The sequence below is a fragment of the Marinitoga sp. 38H-ov genome, from assembly GCF_011057715.1.
In the GTDB taxonomy this organism is placed as follows: Bacteria; Thermotogota; Thermotogae; order Petrotogales; family Petrotogaceae; genus Marinitoga.
Window position 1 is genome coordinate 17,310 of record NZ_LNGH01000014.1, and the last position, 18,526, is coordinate 35,835.

Annotated in this window: 13 protein-coding genes; 2 read left to right on the forward strand and 11 right to left on the reverse strand. The window is 25.5% G+C overall.

Annotated elements, in window-relative coordinates; genetic code table 11:
* The first annotated feature begins 12 nt into the window (after nucleotides 1-12).
* A complete protein-coding gene (locus tag AS160_RS04810) occupies nucleotides 13-1,920 on the forward strand; it encodes a BMP family ABC transporter substrate-binding protein (protein WP_165145698.1) in 1,908 nt (635 codons plus the stop codon).
* Nucleotides 1,921-1,956: 36 nt separating this feature from the next.
* Here the strand turns inward: AS160_RS04810 and ppdK are convergent, their stop codons facing one another.
* The 4 genes from ppdK to AS160_RS04830 all read right to left on the reverse strand — a co-directional run bounded on the left by ppdK (nucleotide 1,957) and on the right by AS160_RS04830 (nucleotide 7,100).
* A complete protein-coding gene (ppdK, locus tag AS160_RS04815) occupies nucleotides 1,957-4,620 on the reverse strand; it encodes a pyruvate, phosphate dikinase (RefSeq protein WP_165145700.1) in 2,664 nt (887 codons plus the stop codon).
* 31 nt (nucleotides 4,621-4,651) lie between these two features.
* A complete protein-coding gene (locus tag AS160_RS04820; RefSeq protein WP_165145703.1) occupies nucleotides 4,652-5,635 on the reverse strand; it encodes an NAD(P)H-dependent glycerol-3-phosphate dehydrogenase in 984 nt (327 codons plus the stop codon).
* Nucleotides 5,636-5,802: 167 nt separating this feature from the next.
* Nucleotides 5,803-6,189: a MazG nucleotide pyrophosphohydrolase domain-containing protein gene (locus AS160_RS04825; RefSeq protein WP_165145706.1), complete on the reverse strand. Its 387-nt coding sequence runs from the start codon at nucleotides 6,187-6,189 to the stop codon at nucleotides 5,803-5,805.
* 8 nt (nucleotides 6,190-6,197) lie between these two features.
* The gene (locus AS160_RS04830) at nucleotides 6,198-7,100 is read right to left on the reverse strand and encodes an ABC transporter substrate-binding protein (RefSeq protein WP_165145709.1); all 903 of its coding nucleotides are present in this window, start codon (nucleotides 7,098-7,100) and stop codon (nucleotides 6,198-6,200) included.
* A gap of 197 nt (nucleotides 7,101-7,297) precedes the next feature.
* Here AS160_RS04830 and AS160_RS04835 point away from each other — a divergent pair, with 197 nt between their 5' ends.
* A complete protein-coding gene (locus AS160_RS04835) occupies nucleotides 7,298-8,650 on the forward strand; it encodes a glutamine synthetase beta-grasp domain-containing protein (RefSeq protein WP_165145714.1) in 1,353 nt (450 codons plus the stop codon).
* A gap of 33 nt (nucleotides 8,651-8,683) precedes the next feature.
* Here the strand turns inward: AS160_RS04835 and AS160_RS04840 are convergent, their stop codons facing one another.
* The 7 genes from AS160_RS04840 to AS160_RS04870 all read right to left on the reverse strand — a co-directional run bounded on the left by AS160_RS04840 (nucleotide 8,684) and on the right by AS160_RS04870 (nucleotide 18,526).
* Nucleotides 8,684-8,923, reverse strand: coding sequence for a glutaredoxin family protein (locus AS160_RS04840; RefSeq protein ID WP_165145717.1), 240 nt, complete (start codon nucleotides 8,921-8,923; stop codon nucleotides 8,684-8,686).
* Nucleotides 8,924-9,041: 118 nt separating this feature from the next.
* Nucleotides 9,042-9,356, reverse strand: a complete 315-nt coding sequence (locus tag AS160_RS04845; protein WP_165145720.1) for an STAS domain-containing protein — start codon at nucleotides 9,354-9,356, stop codon at nucleotides 9,042-9,044.
* Nucleotides 9,357-9,386: 30 nt separating this feature from the next.
* On the reverse strand, nucleotides 9,387-11,384 hold the full coding sequence (locus tag AS160_RS04850) for a glycoside hydrolase family 13 protein (RefSeq protein ID WP_165145723.1): 1,998 nt from the start codon (nucleotides 11,382-11,384) through the stop codon (nucleotides 9,387-9,389).
* A gap of 4 nt (nucleotides 11,385-11,388) precedes the next feature.
* Complete coding sequence (gene abc-f / locus AS160_RS04855; RefSeq protein ID WP_165145726.1) at nucleotides 11,389-13,179, reverse strand: ribosomal protection-like ABC-F family protein; 1,791 nt, start codon at nucleotides 13,177-13,179, stop codon at nucleotides 11,389-11,391.
* A 41-nt stretch (nucleotides 13,180-13,220) separates the two neighbouring features.
* Nucleotides 13,221-13,934 carry a DUF1175 family protein gene (locus tag AS160_RS04860; protein ID WP_165145729.1) on the reverse strand — a complete coding sequence of 238 codons (714 nt, stop codon included), beginning with the start codon at nucleotides 13,932-13,934 and terminating at the stop codon, nucleotides 13,221-13,223.
* A 1-nt stretch (nucleotide 13,935) separates the two neighbouring features.
* On the reverse strand, nucleotides 13,936-14,295 hold the full coding sequence (locus AS160_RS04865; protein ID WP_165145732.1) for a hypothetical protein: 360 nt from the start codon (nucleotides 14,293-14,295) through the stop codon (nucleotides 13,936-13,938).
* Nucleotides 14,252-18,526: an MG2 domain-containing protein gene (locus tag AS160_RS04870; protein WP_165145735.1), complete on the reverse strand. Its 4,275-nt coding sequence runs from the start codon at nucleotides 18,524-18,526 to the stop codon at nucleotides 14,252-14,254. The genes AS160_RS04865 and AS160_RS04870 overlap by 44 nt, the downstream gene beginning before the upstream one ends.

The following is an 18,526-nucleotide window of genomic DNA, read 5'->3' on the forward strand; positions in this document are numbered from 1 at the left end:
GGAGAGGGTAACATGAAAAGATATGATTCATCAAAAGAATATTTAAATGCTAAAAAAAGGGGAGAACGAGAATTAGATTTTTGGAAAAATAGAGGTAAAGATGGATATTTAGCCGATTTAGAAAGCATATTAAAAAATGTTCAAATAATAAATGAAGTTAATTTAGGAATTATAGAGGTTCCACTTAAAAATATAAAAGGTACATTTTACAAATCAAGAAGAAGTGCATTTTCAAAAAATTTCATGCCACTTTTAGAAGAAAATACAGAGTTTGCTATAAAATGGATTAATTTATTTGAAGCTCAACAAGAAGAAGGTATTAGAGATGCAATAATAGCTTATGAATTTTTAAATAAGTTTTACGTTGTAGAGGGTAATAAGAGAGTTAGCGTTTTAAAATACCTAGACTCTCCTTTTATTATGGCTAATGTTAGAAGGTTAATACCAAAATATGATGAAATGGATTTAAATATTAGAATATATTATGAATTTTTAGATTTCTATGAAAAAACTAAAATAAATATGATTTGGTTTAAGAGAGAAGGAGGGTTTAAAGAATTAGAAGAAATATTAATTAATTATATAGAAGAGAATATGGAAAATCCAAAAGAATTTTTCAATTTTTTTGAAAAGTTTATATATTGGAATTTTAGAAAAATATACCATGAATTAAATGGAGAAAAATTACCAATAACTACAGGGGAAGCCTTTCTATTTTATTTAAAAAAATATGGTATAGAGAAAGCATTATTAGATAAAGATTTAAAATTAAAAGTTAAAGAGGTTATAAAGGAATTAGAAGAAATTTATTTAGAAGAAAAGAAAAATATATTCCAAGAAATGTTATCCCCATTTATTAAATCAAATTCAACCCAAAAATTAAATATCGCATTTGTATATAGAAATTATATAGAAGAAAGCACCTGGGTAAAATCACATGATTTAGGAAGAAAATATATAGAAGAAATTTTTGGTGACAAAATAAACACTATTTATGTTGAAAATGTTTCTAAAGATAAATCATATGATGTGATAAAAGAATTAGCAGAACAAAATCATGATCTAATAATAACTACTAGTGTTGATTATATGAATAGCACTTATAAGGCTGCTATAGATTATCCAAATACTAAATTTTTAAATTGTGCAGGGTATAAAAGTTATAGGAATTTATCTGTATATTTTGGCAGAATATACCAACCAATGTTTTTAACAGGTATAATTGCTGGAGCAATCACGAAAAAAAATAAAATAGGATATATAGCTCCATATCCTATGCCATTATTTATAAGAACATTAAATGCTTTTTCTTTAGGCGTAAAAACGGTTAATCCACATGCTAAAATAATTGTAAAATGGACTAATTGTTGGATAAATGAAGATATAGAAAGTGAAAAAACATTAGATTTAATAAAAGAAAATATAGACGTATTAGCTTCAAATATGGATTCAACAATACCTCAATTAATAGCAGATAAACATAAAATTTATTCTATAGGATATAATGTAATAACCCAAGAAGAAACTCCAGATACTTATATTGCATCAGCTTACTGGAAATGGGGGAAAATATATAGTAAAATTGTTAAAAAGTTATTGAATAATGAATGGGAAATAACTACTTCAAAAAATCTCGAAGATTTAAAAAGATATTGGTATGGAATGGACAGTAAAGTTGTTAAATTATATAAAAATAAAAACCTAATCCCAGGTCAAACTGAAAAAATTGTCGGAGTATTAAAAGAACTATTAAAAAAAGGAACATATGATATATTTTCAGGCCCTATATATGATACAAATAAAAATCTAATTGTAGATAGAAATGAAAGTTTACTTGATGAAGACCTATTAAAAATGAATTGGTATCTTGATAATATAGAAGGTGATTTACAAAATGTTATTTTTAATACTGAAAAATAAAAACTCCGGGAAATTAATCCCGGAGTTATTTTATTATTAATCAGCGTAATTTACAAATTTTCCTCTTTTGAATTTAACTGCTGCTTGAGCTGCTGCCAATCTTGCAATAGGAACTCTGTATGGTGAACAACTTACGTAATCTAATTGTGTTTTGTGGAAGAATTCGATTGATTCAGGATCTCCACCGTGTTCACCACAAACACCTAATTTTAATTCTGGATTTACTGATCTACCATAATCTTTTGCAATTTTTACCATTCTACCAACGCCTGTTTGATCAACGTGTTTGAATGGATCTTTTTCATAAATTCCTTTTTCAATATAATCGTTGATAAATTTACCATAATCATCTCTTGAGAAACCTAATGTCATTTGTGTTAAATCGTTAGTACCAAAACTGAAGAATTCTGCTACTTCAGCAATTTCGTCTGCTGTAATAGCTCCTCTTGGAACTTCGATCATTGTACCAACTTTGTAATCTAAATCAATACCTGCTTCTTCAATTAATTTATCTGCTGTTTCTCTAACAATTTTATCTAAGTATTTTAATTCATTTACTGTACCTACTAATGGAATCATGATTTCTGGTTTAACTTTTTTACCTTCTTTTACCATTTCAATAGCAGCCATAATAATAGCTTTTGTTTGCATTACTGCAACTTCTGGATATGTAATTGCTAATCTTACACCTCTGTGTCCCATCATTGGGTTGAATTCGTGTAAGTTTTCAACGATTTCTTTTAATTCTTCTACAGTAATACCTAATTGTGGAGCTAATTCTTTCATTTGTTCTTCATCTTGTGGTAAGAATTCGTGTAATGGTGGATCTAATAATCTGATTGTTACAGGGAATCCTTCCATAGCTTCAAATAATCCTTTGAAGTCTTCTTTTTGTAATGGTAATAATTCTGCTAAAGCAGCTTCTCTTTGTTCAACAGTTTTTGCAACAATCATTCTTCTCATTTTTTGAATTCTATCGCCTTCGAAGAACATATGTTCTGTTCTACATAATCCTATACCTTCTGCTCCAAAGTTTCTAGCAACATTAGCATCTCTTGGAATATCAGCATTAGCTCTTACACCTAATACTCTAATTTCATCAGCAAATTCTAATAATTCAGCAACTTCGCCTTCTAAACCTTGTGGTTTTATTGTTTTAACTTTTCCTAAGTATACTTTTCCTGTAGTACCATCTATAGAAATCCAATCTCCGTCTTTCACTTTTACGCCTCTTGCTTCAAATTCTTTTGCTTCTTCATCAATAACGATTTCTTCAGCACCAACAATAGCTGGTTTACCCATACCTCTTGCAACAACTGCTGCGTGTGATGTCATACCACCTGTAGCTGTTAAAATACCTTCAGCTGCATTCATACCTCCAACATCTTCTGGGCTTGTTTCAGGTCTTACTAAGATAACTGGAGTTCCTTCTTTAGCTAATTCTTCTGCTTCATCTGCACTGAATACAACTTTACCTGTTGCAGCACCTGGAGATGCAGGTAATCCTGCTCCAATTTCTTGTGCTTTTTTAATTTCTGCTTCATCAAATGCTGGGTGTAATAATTTATCGATTTGTTCTGGAGATACTCTCATAACTGCTGTAGCTTTATCAATTAATCCTTCTTTAACCATATCTACTGCAATTTTAATAGCAGCTTTTGCTGTTCTTTTACCATTTCTTGTTTGTAAGAAATATAATTTCCCTTTTTCAATTGTAAATTCAATATCTTGCATATCTTTATAATGTCTTTCTAATTTATCCATAATATCTGTTAATTCTTTATATACATCTGGCATTAATTCATTTAATTTTTCTAATGGATAAGGTGTTCTGATACCAGCAACAACATCTTCACCTTGTGCATTTGGTAAGTATTCACCATATTTTACTTTTTCACCTGTGTTAGGATCTCTTGTGAAACATACACCAGTTCCACTATCTTCACCCATATTACCGAATACCATCATAACAACATTAACAGCTGTTCCTAATAATTCTCCTTCTTTAATTCCGTTAATAGCTCTGTATTTAATAGCTCTTTCATTCATCCAGCTACCAAATACTGCTTCTATCGCAATCCATAATTGTTTTTTAGGATCTTGTGGGAATTCTTTTCCAGCTTTTTTATAGATTTCTTTGTATAATTCAACAACTTTTTTGAAATCTTCTGCTTCTAATTCAATATCTAATTTAACACCTTTTTCTTCTTTTACTTTATTTAATGCTTCTTCAAAGTCATGGTGAGGAATACCTAATGCAACATCACCAAACATTTGCATGAATCTTCTGTAAGAATCATATGCAAATCTTGGGTTTCCTGTATTTTTTGCTAAAGCTTCAACTGTTTGATCGTTTAAACCTAAATTTAAAATTGTATCCATCATACCTGGCATTGATACAGCTGCACCTGATCTAACAGATACTAATAATGGATTTTCTTTATCTCCAAATTTTTTACCTGAAACTTCTTCTAATTTTTTTAATGCTGCTTCAACTTCTGCTTCTAATGCTTCTGGGAATGATCTATCATGTTTCCAATAATAGTCACAAACTTCTGTTGTAATTGTAAAACCAGCAGGAACAGGTAATCCCATTCTAGCCATTTCTGCTAAATTAGCACCTTTTCCACCTAATATGTGTTTCATCTTTAAATTTCCTTCAGCGATACCTCCGCCATAAAAATATACCATCTTTTCCATGTGTTTCTCCCTCCTTATCAAATATAAAAGGTTAATTTTCGTCTTTTAATTCTCTTATCATTAATTCATGAATAGCTTTTTTAGGATCCTTATTTAAATATAATACTTCATATATTTTTTCAACAATAGGCATTTCAATTTTTAATTCCTTTATTTCACTATATAACGCTTTTACAGTATAAACTCCTTCAGCAACCATATTCATATTATTTATTATTTCATCCAAAACTTTTCCTCTACCTATCATCTCTCCAACATATCTATTTCTACTATGTTGACTATTACATGTAACTATTAAATCACCTAAGCCAGCAAGACCCATGAATGTTTCTTTTTTCGCACCTTTTTTCTCACCATATCTAATAATTTCAGCTAAACCTCTAGTAATTAGCGCAGCTTTTGAATTATCCCAACCACCTATTCCATCAATAACCCCTGCAGCTATAGCAATTACATTTTTTATTGAGCCACCTATTTCAACACCTATTACATCATCATTTGTATAAATTCTAAAGGAAACATTACTAAAGTTTTCCTGAATAATCTTTGCTAAATTTTTATTTTCAGATGCAGCTACTATACTTGTTGGTATGTCTCTAGCTACTTCTTCAGCATGACTAGGACCACTTAGAACTACATATTTTGGATTATTCAAAATTTCACTTATTACTTCACTAACTCTCTTATGTGTATTAATTTCTATCCCTTTTGAAAGATTTACAATAATTTGATCATTATAGTATAATTTTAGTTTTTCTAATACTTCTCTAACAGCTTGAGCTGGTATAGCTAAAATTAAAATCTCTGAATTTTCTACAACTTCTTGTAAGCTTAATGAAGGTTTAATTGTTTTAGGTATAGATATACCAGGTAAATAATATGGGTTTTCCCCATTTTTTAAAGCTGATAACACTTTTTCATCTGTTGTCCATATTCTTACATTATGTCCATTATTTAAAAGAACTTTAGATATCGCACTTCCCCAACTCCCTGAACCTAAAACACCTATGTTCATAATTTCCTCCTATATTATAACATATCTTTCGTAACAAAATGGTTTCCAAGTTATTATTACGTACTCTATTATTAAATTTATAATGATATCAAATATAATATTACATTTTATTGTTTGATTCTTCGTTTAATTCCCCTAAACATTATATTAACTCATTGAAAAATGAATTATTTGTTATTACTTTTTTCTGATTTTTTCCTTTCTTGCCATATTTCAGAAGCTTTTTCTATAGAAATTTTTTCTTCCCAAAAAAGCCAAGGTTTTCTGTTTGAAATTTTATTAACTACCTTTTTTATGACATTTTTTGATGAAATATTATAATCTCTTTCTATTATTTTTAGAAGCAAAAAAGAATCATATATTAAATCTCCTATTTCTTCTTCCAAGTTTTCTATATCATTACTGTTTAAAGCCTCTTCTATTTCTTTTATTTCTGAAGAAGCTTCATTTAACATTTTTTCTGAATCGATAGATTCAACCCATGGACATTTGTCAATGTTTCTTTGGACTATATCATATAATTTTTTTAATTCATTTAAAAATTCTTTATCCATAATATCTCCTAATAATTTAAGTATAAATCTTCTGGAATATTTGATATAGCATTATATTCTAAAAGATTTTTCAAATACAAATCTGTTATTTCTTTTATATCATTTCTATAATAAATTTCTGATCTAGAAGCAGCTTTTTCTAATACAGGTTTTGGCATTGTTTGCATTACCTTAAATACATAATCTATAGCTTGCTCAAAATTGTTTTTATAAAACTCATTTGCCGAATTTTCATAAGCATCTAAAACTCTTTTTACAAAATTAGGATTTTCTTTATACTTTTTATTTGAAACAAATACTCCAGCAATAGGAATTTTTTGATCTTTTAAATTAAACATTGATGCATATATTTTTTGTAAATCCATTCGAACCTTTATTTTACCTTGTGTTTTTACTTCAGCAAGAGATACAAAAGGTTCTGGTAGAACAGCTATGTTTTCCTTACCAGATGCTAATAATTGTATTATCTCTGGACCACTGGTAACATATACTATTTCAAAATCAATATTGTTCATTTTCTTTAAAATTTTCAATATAACATCAGCTGTTTGTCCAGGCCCATGCAAAGTAACAATTCTTTTCCCATTTAAATCATTTACTCCACTTATTTCATTATTAGATATAAGATAAAAAGATTTCCATAATGAAATTCCAGCTAAACTATAGTCTGCCCCTTTATTAATCAATTCAACACCCAAAGCAACAGGTAAAACTATAAAATCAGCTTGACTTTTTAAAACAAGAGTTTGGGCTTGATCTATATTCCTCCAAAAATCAGTTTGCAATGTAGGCACTTTATTAATATACATTCCAGCAGCAGGTAATAAGGTTGGACCTAAAGGATTAAAAAAAGTGCCTGAAAAAGAAATTAAGGTTAAAAAAAGAAATAAAATTATAAGTATTTTTTTCATACTTACACCTCCATATTTTATATATAAATATTATACTATAATTTCCCAAATTTTACTAAAATTAAAAAAAAGATTTGTCATTAATCATAACTAAGCATAATTAGTTTTAATGGTATGAAAAATTTAAATATTAAACTATGAAATTTTTTTCAAAAATGATATAGTATATTTGTGAAAATATTTTTGGAGGTGAATATATGTTAAATTTTTTTAAAATCGATAAAATCCCAGAAGATTATGATTATTTAGATATTATGGTTGTAGATATATTCGGAAAATTAAAACATGTAACTTTACCAAAAAGCTATGTTAGCGAAAAAATTTTCAAAGAAGGCATTGGTTTTGATGCTTCTAATTTTGGTTTTGCAAAGGTAACAGATTCTGATATGGTGGCAATTCCCGACTTATCAAAAATGTATCTTGAAGAAAAAGATGATATGAGAATATTACACGTATTATCCGATGTAATTAGCCCTTCAACAGGAGAGTATTTCGATCAATATCCTAGAAGCATTGCAAAAGAAACATTAGAATATATAAAAAAATCAAATATTGCTGATGATGTAAAAATGTTAGTAGAATTAGAATTTCATATATTTGATAATATAAATTATAGGACATCTTCTACCGAATCATATTATTACATTGAAAATTCTGAAGGTTTAGGTGAAGAACATGATTATCCAAAGGCTAGTGGCTCTTCTTATCATTTAAATGAACCATATGATATACATTTTGATTTAAGAAATGAAATTGTGAAAGTTTTAGAAAACGCTGGTATCCCTGTAAAATATCATCATCATGAAGTAGGAATTGCCCAACATGAAATAGAATTAAATTTCATGTCTTTAGTAGATGCATCAGATAATGTAACATTAGCAAAATATTTAATTAGAAGAGTTGCTGGTGAATATGGTTTATACGTAACATTTATGCCAAAACCATTATATAATATGCCTGGAAATGGTATGCATGTTCATCAATATTTAGAAGATAATGGAAAGAGTTTATTTGTTGGAGACGAATTATATAATTTAAGTAAATTAGCTCTAAATTATACAGCTGGTGTATTAAAACACAGTTTATCAGGTTCATTACTTTCATGGTCAAATCCTAGCACAAATTCATATAAAAGGCTTGTTCCAGGATTTGAAGCTCCTATTTCAGCATCTTTCTCAAAAGGAAGTAGAAGTGCAGCAATTAGAATACCAGGTTATTTAAGCAAGGCTGATACAAGAATTGAATTTAGAACAGGTGATGCTACATCAAACATCTATTTCTTTTTATCTGCAATGGTTTTAGCTGGATTAAATGGAATAGAAGAAAATTTAGATCCTGTTGAATTAGGTTTCCATTCAAAAGGGGAAAATGATAAAGAGTTTCCATTGAATTTAAAAGATGTTATAAATGGTCTTAAAAAAGATAATGAATACTTAAAAACATTCCCTGAATCTTTAATTAATAAATGGATTGATACAAAAATAAAAGAAGCAAATATCATTTACTCAATTCCTCAACCAAAAGAGTTTGAATTATACTTTGAACTATAATAAATCCCCCATCTTAAAAATGATGGGGGATTTTTAAATTCCTAGAAGTTTCTCAATTTTCCCTTTATCAAATCCAACTATTATTTGATTACCAATTTCAATAACAGGAACTCCCATTTGACCTGTCTTTTTTACCATTCTTTCTGCAGCTTTTTGATCTTTTTCAACATTATATTCCTTAAACGGAATCCCTAATTGTTTAAAATAATTTTTTGCCTTCTTACACCATGGACATCTTGATGTAGTATATATTGAAATTTTTACATGAGCCATATAACACCCTCCTTATTATATACAATTTGTATATATCTAAATATATTTATGCCATAATAGGATTAAATTTAAGAGCATTTTTTGTTAAAAATAAAAAAAATCTTCCCATTCGGGAAGATCATTCAACATTATATTCTTTTACGGGTATTATTTTATCTAATTTAACAATTTCAATTACTTTTTTGACATTTTCATTTCTAACATTATGTAATTCCATTGAACCACCTTGTTTTTTATAATTCATGAAAAAGTATAATATCCTTCCTAATCCGCTACTATCAATGTAATCCAATTCTGACATATCTATAAATATTCTTTTGATTCCATTCTCTGCTAATTCATTTAATTCATCCCTTAATTCTTCTGAATTATTTATATCTATTCTTCCTTGTAAAAAAACGGTTGCGCTATTTCCGTATATTTCCTTTTTCATTGTTATTCCTCCTCTCACACAATTATTATATCACAAAAATTCAATTTTTTTATATACTATAGCAGTTTTCCCTTCTATATAACCATTAATTATTCCATTATATACATTAATACTTTCATTTTTTACTCCTTTTGTACTAAAAATCGGTTTAAGAGAACCTTCGTATATCTCTGCTATCCATACTGGAATTTCATATTCATATTCTTCTTCATTTATATTTATTATTACTAGTAAATGTTCATTATTATTCCAAATACCATATGAAAGGAATCCTTTATCCCATTTTAAAAATTCAATAGAACCATTTCTTAAAACATGATTCCATTTATAAAATTTTATCATATTTTTCATAAAATTCAAACGATGTTTGTATTCCTCTTCATTTAATTTATCCCAAGGAAAAGTTCGTCTATTATCTGGATCGGTCCATCCAGATAAACCAATCTCATCTCCATAATATAGTCCCGGAGATCCTGGTAAAGTAAAATTCATTAAGTATCCTATTTTAAACATTTCCCAATCTATTCCTTTTTCCGCTTCTTCATGTCCTAAAATATGTGCTCTTCCAATTTTTTTAGTTGTTCTAGTTGCCCACCTTGAATGATCGTGATTACTTAACTGATTTAAAGAAATATATTTTGAATTTAAAGGCAATTGACTCCATGCCCATTTTAATTGATGAATAAACCATTCAGAATTACCAATTAATTCAGGTTTGAAATCATCGTTATGTTTTTCTATTCCTGTTAAAAAATAACTTATAGGATCCATTGAACCAATGTAATTCATTATTCCATCCCAAGAAAGATTTTCAATCCATTCTTTAGGAGATTCATAATCTTCGGCAAAAATAATAGCGTCTTTATTTGCACGTTTTACAATAGTTCTAAAATATCTCCAAAATGTCTTATTAACATTTTTATTTTTTCCTAAATCTCTAGCTACATCTAATCTCCAACCATCTGCATTAAAAGAATTTGAAACCCATTTTTCACCAATTTCAGAAATATATTTCCAAAGTAACATTGTTTTATCATAATTTAATTTGGGTAAAGATTTATATCCCCACCATCCTTCATATCCATCTTCATTCCAGTAAAAATACTCTGATTCCGGAGCATTAGGATTATTAATAACTCCCATATCTTTACCATATACATTGTATTCATTTACCCATTTGTGGTATGAACCACAATGGTTAAACACACCATCTAGCACTATTCTAATATTCCTTTTATGAGCTTCTTCTACTAATTTAGCAAATAAATTATCGCTTTCAATTAAATTTTTTTCAGATGTTGTTCTTACTTTATATTTTTCATTAATATCATCATTATCCTCAATAATAACCCCTAAATGAGGATCTATATGTTCATAGTCCTGTGTATCATATTTATGGGGACTTGGAGATACAAAAATTGGATTTAAATATATTACCTCTATACCTAAATCTTGTAAATAATCCAATTTTTCAATAATCCCTTGTAAATCTCCCCCATAGAATTCTTTGTGTCCTTTTGTTGGGTGTGGTAATTCATCCCATTCTTTTTTTATTATAGGTTCTCCATCATATATATACTCACCATTAACAGGATCATTAGATGGATCACCGTTATTAAATCTATCAGGAAAAATTTGATAATATACAGCACCAATTGACCATTCAGGAACTTCAAAATCTGGTATAATAACAAAATCTTCAATATACCTATTATTCACTATACCCTGAGAATCATATTTAATTATCTTATTTTCATTTGAAAAATTTATTTCAAAATGATATCTTATAAACCTTTCTGTTAATTTAAAACTTGTTGAATAATACCAAAAATAATCATTTTCATATTCCAAACTCATATTCGTATGCTTATATCTATGAGTATTTTTCTTTGTTGCTAAATATAATTTCCCTGAAACTTCACCATACTTTTTAGGTATTCTTATTTTTATTGTAATTTCATCACCTGTTTTTGGATTTGTTGGGTTTAAATAATTGCTGCTTTGGTCGGAGTATATTCCGAAAATCATATAATCATCCTCCATTTAATTCATTTAGTTCATCATTAATTTCTATTTCTCTTTCAGTAATTTCCTCAAGCTTATTTTCAAAATTTAATTTCTCACTCTGTAATTCTATTAATTTTTGATAATCTTTGGAATACTTTATCATTAAATTTTCAACCTTTTCAATTTCTATTATTATTTTTTCAAATTCTTTTTCAAGTTTTTCTTTTTCTCTTTCTAGTGATTTAATTCTATTTTTTATTCTTTTATTTATCTCATAATCTTTATTTTCATTATTATCTTTTTTTAATTTAAATGAGTCATTTAATAATATTGGTAATAACTTTCCAAATTCAGAAAATTCCAATAAATTAGCATTATTTATTAAAAAATATCTATCAGATAAACTAGTAATTAAATTTTCATCATGTGAAACCATTATTATTGATCCTTTAAACTCCTTTAAAGTTTCTTCTAAAGTTTGAACAGTAAAAATATCAAGGTGATTTGTTGGTTCATCCAATATTAATACATTTGGTTTTTGTAAAATTAATTTTGCTAAAGCTAATCTAGTTAATTCCCCACCACTTAAAGTATTTATTTCTTTAAAAACTGAATCTCCGGAAAACCCAAATCTTCCTAGGTATTTCCTTACTTCAAAATCTTGCCATTCAGGAACATCTTGCCAAATAGTTTTTATAACATTAAATGATTGAGCTAAAGAAGAAATTACTTGATCAAGATAACCAATCTTAATATTATATCCCCATTCTATAGTTCCTTTATTAGGAGTTAATTTTCCAATTAATAATTTTAATAATGTTGATTTACCACTACCATTTTTCCCAAGAATAGTAACTTTTTCTCCTTCATTAATTTCAAAGTTAATATCTTCTAATATTTCTTTATTATCATATTTAAAATATAAATTTTTAACAGTAATTACTTTATACCCCGTTCTTTTTGGTTCAGGAATTTTTATTTTAATAACTTGCTGTTCTTCTAAAGAATCAATCTCCTCATATTCCTTCAATATTTTATCTCTGAGCATTTCTCTAAATTTTGCTTGCTTCATCATTTTTTCCGTTCCCCATTTTCGAAAACGCTCTATCATTTCATTTAATCTATTTATTTCTTTTTCTAAATTTTTCTTTCTATTAGTAATATTTATTAAGATATTCTCTCTAAGATTTAAATATTGGTTATAATTACCTTGAAAATCCCATACTTTAAAATTATTTATTTCCCAAAATCTATTTGCTAATTCCTTAATAAATTTTCTATCATGCGATACAAATATCAAAGCCCCTTTATAATTTTTCAAATAATTAATTAACCAATTAATAGAATATATATCTAAATGATTTGTAGGCTCATCTAAAATCAATAAATTATAATCTCCGGCTAAAAGTCTTCCTAATGCTAATCTTGTTAATTCCCCTCCACTAAGAGATTTAATTTTTCTAGCCCATTCATATTCTTCAAATCCCATACCCTTAAGAACAGATCTAACTATTTTATTTTTCATTTCATCGTTTATGTTTTTTTCAATTTCTTTTAAAACATACTCAAACAAGGATAAATCCATTTCATCAGCTCTAAATTGCTTTAAATATCCTAATTTTAAATTTTTTGTTCTTAAAACTTTTCCTTCTAATGGTTCAATTTCCCCATTAATGATTCTTAATAATGTAGTTTTCCCAGAACCATTTGGACCAATCAGTGCAATTCTATCATTTTCATAAACAGATAAATTGACATCATAAAAGATGTCTTGACTTCCAAAATTATGAGAAACTTCATTTATTTTAAAAAGCATTTTTTCACCTCAAGCAAATAATAAAAATAAAATATTTAAAATTATAACATTAATAACTTAAATTTAAAAACCCCTAAGAAATATTTATTATTTTTAACAGGAAGCCATGATGGATCAAATTTATAAAATTCACTTAATTTTACTACTTTAATATATCCACCTCCATCAATTGGCCCAGTATGATATATCAAAAATTTTTCATTTCTATATTCAATATATATCATTAAATGATATGGAAATTCCGGATCTTCCGGATGAAAAAAAGCTAAAATATCCCCAGATTTTGCTTTATCAATATCTTTAGAAATATATTCTAAATTAAATTCTATTAAATATCTTGCAGTAACATATTCAGAAAAATCTTCATCAATATTTTTTTTATCAAATATACCATCATTTTTTCTAAAGATTTTCACTCCTACAAATGGAACATCTGGATAATTATATCTCAAATCTTTAAATATTGGCCCTTTATAATTATTACTGGCAAGCCAACTTGCGTCATGTTTTTTTAATGTTTCTTTATATGCAAATTTTATCAATCCAGCACAATCACTATAATTATATGGCAAATTTTTTTCAACAGCTATATTAATAACTATATTAGTAAACCAATTTCTAAAAATAATGCTTTCTTCCTCATTAAATTCTAGAGAATCTTCAAAACCATTTAAATTCTTATCTATTGGTATATATTCTTTTTTACAACTTATAAATAATAAAGTTATCAAAAAAAGAATAAATATCTTTTTCATTTTAAAACCCCAATTTTTTTATATATATATCTTGATATTTATAATTCATATTCAAAAAATTAGTTAAATAGTAATGATACAGCTCATGAATAATAGTTTTTCTAAATATATTTAATTTCTTTAATACATAAAAAGGTTGTGAAATAATAATATTTTCTTCTGGTATAAATATAGCAGCCTTTGAATATGGTTGATTTGTAAGTAGATTGTATTCAAATAATGTATCTGCTTCTATAATTAATACTTCAAAATCTAAAGGATAATTTAAATCAAAATCATATGGATATACATGTATTTTGTATCCTAATACAAATATATTAATTATCAAGAATATCAATATAAATAATTTTTGAACTCCCATATATTCCACTCCAATACATTGAATATCCAACTGTATGTAAAAGAGTATATCTTCCTGGTAGTGTTGGTTTCCAATAATATTCAAATATACCATTCTTAAATCCATTTGCAAAAAAAGATATTTTATTTTTATTTATTTGATAAGCACTATACCAATAAATCCAATTATTATACCAATTATAATAAAATTTATATGATGGTTTAATAGTATTTTCATTATAATTAGTAAGTATTTGAGAAGAACCAATATATGGATCTTCAAAAATTAAATAAGCTGGAATTTCTGATATAAATTGTATTTTTGTTTTTATAATATCAGATAAATATATATTATGTTTTCCTTTTTTAAATAGAATCTTAAATTTTCCAAAATTAGATATAGGCATTGAATTTCCTTCAAATTTCACAGATCCATAGTATATGTTATTATTTAATACTCTATATGCACTTATAGGAAATACATATTCCAACTTTTCATTATTTAACATATACATTGAATCATTAAATAAATAAATATTATTATTAAATACATCAACATATCGAAAATCTTTATTTAATTCAATAGTTTTATCATCTAATATTAATTTATTATTTTTTAATATTATAATTCTATTGTTATATATAGCAAAATCTTTAATATTTTCATCAATTTTTTTATTAGATACAATTTCAAATAATCCTTTAGACGTATGTAAATATATTTTTTTATTAACGCTCCTTAAAGAATATGGATAACCATAATTAATATTGTTTGCAAAAACTTCCCCTTTTATAATTTCAAAAAATATATTAAATAATTGAAACTTTTCATCTTTCCCTTTATATAACCATATATATTCATTCCCTCTTCTTTCCAAAATGCCAACAGACAATATCTCAACATTTTCCGGTATAAAATTTTTATTCAATGGCATAAAACTATCAATTAAATAATTTCTTTTATCTTGAGAAATGATCATAGGATAGTTTTTATACAAAATTTTTTCTATTTTTATACCTTTATTTACATATTCTTTATCAATATTCATCTTATCTATTATCTTTAAATTATTAAATTCTAAATTAGAAAAATCAAAAAGTGCCATATTAACTCTTGCCTTATCTTTTGTTGAATACCATTTGTTTAATAATAAATATTTCAATACTTTAAATGATAATTCTTTTTCATTTTTTTCTGTTAATAATTTTAATAACCACGAATTTAATTCTATATTACTAACAAAATAATCTTCGTAATATTCCAAATAAGCTATATCATTTACTATTACAATTTTTTCTAATAAATTATTAAAGGCATTATTATTAAAAAATGAATAAAATAATAAGTCAAGTTCATTTTCAGGTATTATATTTAAATCAATATTGTATAGTTTTAAAATATACCAAACATAACCCTTATAGTTTGAATTTTGAAATTCAGATAATAAATATTTCAAGCCATTATCAATTATATTTTTATTAATATTAACGTTTGTCATATTTTTTATATAATAAAATAATTCTAATACATATGTTGTTATATATGTATCTGACTTATCATTTGGCCACCATCCCCATCCACCATCAATATTCTGATATTTATATAATCTAAATATAACATCATTTAATTTTTTTTGAATTTTATCTTCGTTAATACCCGAAATAACTGATGATACAGACTGCTCAGTACACATATATGGAAATTCTAATAATTCATTAATATTATCATCGATTATTTTTTTTATATTAAAAATTTCTCCTTCTTTACCTTGGACAATTTCTTTTTCATTTCTTTTTAAAATATTATCATATACTTTAAGATTTAATTTTACTATATCTTTTTCAAAATTAAATACTATAGGATATTCTTCTGCTTTATTAGCATTTAAAATAAATTTAATCACTTTATTTGAATTTTTTTTGATATCCATTACTCCAGATTTAGGAGAAATATCAAATTTACTATCTATATAATAATTTATTTTTAAATCTTTTTTCATATTATTGTATATTACAACTGGAAATTCGATAAAATCACCTTTGATTGCAAATTTTGGTAAAATAGGTCTTATATAAAAATCTTTGTTAGAAATATATTTATCTATTTTTGTACCGATTTTACCATTTGATACACCATTAACAGTTACTCTAAAAGATGTTATTGAATCTGGATTTTTAAAAGATATTTTTGCATAACCATTTTTAGTTTTAATTGCTGACAACCATAATGCCGTATCAGGAAAAAATTCCCTAGTATTTACTTTTTGAGAATTTACTACCTTTGTAGAAGCTAAAATATTTTTAGATTGTTTTAAACTTACTCTATTATTATAAAAGAAATATTGATTTGAAGAATCTATGATTATGTCAGGATAATATAATTCTGAATATAATGATTTCTCTAAATCAAATTTATAATCAACCAATGAAAATATTGACTCATCGACTACAGATAAAGTAAATTCTGCATCTTCATTTGAAATAATCTCTAAATCAACCATCTCTTTAGGAGTATAACTATCTTTTGATAATTTTATATAAAAATTTAAATTTCTATTTTGTTTTAAATTAACTGTTTGAATATTTTTAATAATTTTATAATTTTCTACATAAAAAGATATTAGAAAAAGATTCCTTTCCAGAGGTGATTCGGGAATTTCCAATATATTTCCTTCATCATATAACTTTCTTCCGCATAGAAAAACATAACCATTAAAATCTAATATTTTTATTGTATTATTATCTATTTTATATTTAATTCCTTTTTCTTCTTGATATAATGATGCATATGAATAAACATATACATATGCATCATCATATGAAAGTTTAATTTTATATGATCCTTCTTTTTTTAGTAATATTGGAATATCAAACTTTCCATCAAAAGAGTACGAAGAAGATGAAATTATATTATTTGAATTATCGAAAATTTCAATCTTTATATTCCCAGAAACAGGTATATTATTTATATCACTCACAATACCAGAAATTGTAAATTCACTATTTAACTTACTTTGATAATAATATTTATCAGTTTTTATTAAATAATTACCATTATATACTTTAACAGAATATTCATCTTCCATTTGTCTTTGGCTTTCATCAATGGTTACTATTTGTATAACATAATATCCGTTATGTTCCGATTGAACTTTAATTGGAAGAAGTATTTCGCCATTTTCATTGGTAAAAGAAATTCCTTGATATACTAATTTCTGATCATTAGAATTTATAGGAAAATATCTTATATAATAAGCAACTTGAGCATTATTAACAGGTTCTTCATTATAATATTTTAACTTAATCTTATAATTTATTATTTCATTAGAAAAGTAATATTCTTTATCAGAACTCAAAAAAATTTGATATTCTGGTTTAATGTAATTTTGTATATAAAAACCATAATATTCCTCTTCACCTTCATATAAAACATTTAAAGAATAATAACCAATAGGTAATTCCTTATTCAAAACATAATCATAGCTTACCCCACCAAATTCATCTGTAATTATTTCATTATTAAATAATTCTAAATCATTTGGCCCTTTTAATTTTAATAGTATTTTTTTATTTTTTGATGGCATATATATATTATCTTTATTTTCAAAAAGATGAATTTTTATATGTAATTCATCACCTGGTTTATATATTGGTTTATCAGTAATTATAATAATTTTATTATTCCCATATGTTTTATATGGGTTATATATATTTTTAATAGCATATGAATTGTGTTTTTTTGCTATAATTTTTTTTAAATTTTTAATTTTTATTTCTAAATCAGATATATTTTTATAATTGATAACTTCTCCAAAATCATCAACTAAATATATATCGGCATTTGATAATATACCATTTTTTAAATCTATAATTTTTATTTTTAAATATTCACCGTCATATATTGAAATAAAATCAATAGATCTTACTATAATAATATTATAATTAGTAATTTCTTTACCTTGTAACTCTAATAAATAAACTCCTTCATTATTAATTTTTTCAGAATAATTATTATCTTTAAACTTTATTTTTTTAGTGTAGATTAACTCTTTATTTAATTCATTTATTTTCTTTTCTTTATAAAAAACTTCCATTGGATCTAAAATATTGTATAATTTTAATATAACAGAATCCTCATTATATCCTTTAATTTTAATATTTTCTCCTGGATATAATATAGTATTTTCTATATATGTGTATGAAAAAACATTTAATATTAATAGTAGAAATAAAAATAAAAATATTTTTCTCAT